This window comes from Streptomyces sp. DvalAA-14 (assembly GCF_900091855.1).
Taxonomy (GTDB): Bacteria; Actinomycetota; Actinomycetes; order Streptomycetales; family Streptomycetaceae; genus Actinacidiphila.
Genome location: NZ_FMCH01000303.1, coordinates 1 through 1,361, shown reverse-complemented (window position 1 = coordinate 1,361; position 1,361 = coordinate 1). Strand labels below are relative to the sequence as shown.

The 1,361-nt window shown below is 78.0% G+C and carries 1 protein-coding gene and 1 pseudogene; one reads left to right on the top strand and one right to left on the bottom strand.

Features of this window, described 5'->3' with window-relative positions; translation table 11 throughout:
• A partial coding sequence (locus GA0115240_RS15325) for a serine/threonine-protein kinase (RefSeq protein ID WP_141708842.1) occupies positions 1 to 1,085 on the bottom strand: 1,085 nt, incomplete at its 3' end.
• A 49-nt stretch (positions 1,086 to 1,134) separates the two neighbouring features.
• Between GA0115240_RS15325 and GA0115240_RS36185 the strand changes: the two are divergent.
• Positions 1,135 to 1,361 (top strand): annotated as a pseudogene (locus GA0115240_RS36185) (hypothetical protein); the annotation flags it as partial.

The following is a 1,361-nucleotide window of genomic DNA, read 5'->3' as shown; positions in this document are numbered from 1 at the left end:
GGGCCCGCAGCGGCACCGGCCGTTGCCGCGGCTGCTGCCGCTGCTTGCGGGTGGGCGGCATGCGGCGGCAGGGCGGCTGCCGCCACCTCCGGGCCGGACGGGGACTGCGACAACAGCCCTACGGACGCGGCGAGTTCACGCTGCCCGCGCTCCTCCCAGTCCTCGCCGTAGGCCGCGACGGCCACCGCCTCCAGCTCGGCGGCGAAGTCCGCTGCGCTCTGCGGCCGTTCGGCCGGGTCCTGGGCCAACCCCCGGGCGATCAGAGGCCGGATCGGCTCCGGGGCCTGCTCGTCGGAAATCGGCGCCTCGGCGTGCGGCACCGCGGGTTCCTCGGCGGTGCCGGCCGCGTACGGCATCGTCCCGGTGAGGCACGCCGCGAACGTCGCTGTCGCCGCGTACAGGTCGGAGACGGCGGTGGCCGGGGCGCCCGCCCACACCTCGGGCGCGGTGCCGGCGGGGTGGACCACCGGCTCAGCGCTGTCCCCGCCGCGGGCCGCCACGCCGAAGTCGGCGAGCTTGACGGCGCCCTCGGCGGTGACCAGTACGTTCGCGGGACCGACCGCGCGGTGGAGGACGCCGGCGCCGTGGGCGGCGGTGAGCCCGAGCAGCGATCCCTTGAGGACGGCGAGCGCGGACTCCGGGGCGGTGGCGCCCTTCGCCCGCAGCAGGGCGTCGAGGCCGGCGCCGTCGACGAGTTCCGTCACGGCCGCGGCGTGCGGGCCGTCCTCGACGTACGCGTACACGCGCGCGACGTACGGCGAGTCGAGGGCGGCGAGTTGCTCGGCCTCGGCCCGGAACGCCGTCCGGAAAGCGGGGTCTTCCGCCACGGCCGCCGACAGGTACGTGATCGCTACCGGGGTGTCGGACTCCTCGTGCCGCGCCCGCACCACCCGGGCCGAGGGGCCGGCGCCGAGGTCGCCCTCGTACGCGTAGCCCGGCAGCTGCCAGGGCGGCCCGGCGGGGGAAGCCGGCTGGCCGGCGACCGCACCGGTACCGGGTTCCTGGGGGTTCGTCGCGTCGGAGGCCGCGGGCGTAGCGGCTGCGGCTGCGGCCTTCCCCGGCTTCGCCGCCTTCGCCGTCTTCACGGCTTTCGTCCCCTTCGCCGCCGCGGCGTTGCGTCCCGGCGCGGGAGAGGTGGCCGGTGCCGTCTGCTGCGCGGGCGCGGCCGGGGTGGCCGGGGTGACCGGCGTGGCCGGGCTGGCCATCGCCGCCGGTGCGACGGGTGGCTTCGCCGGGACCGCCGGTACTGCCGGGGTCGCCTTCCGGGCCGGCACGGCGGGCTTCGTCGGGACCGCCGACGTCGCCTTCCGGCTCTGCGTGTTCTGCTGGGCCCGAGTGGTCGGCGTCGCCTTCGCCCGCGC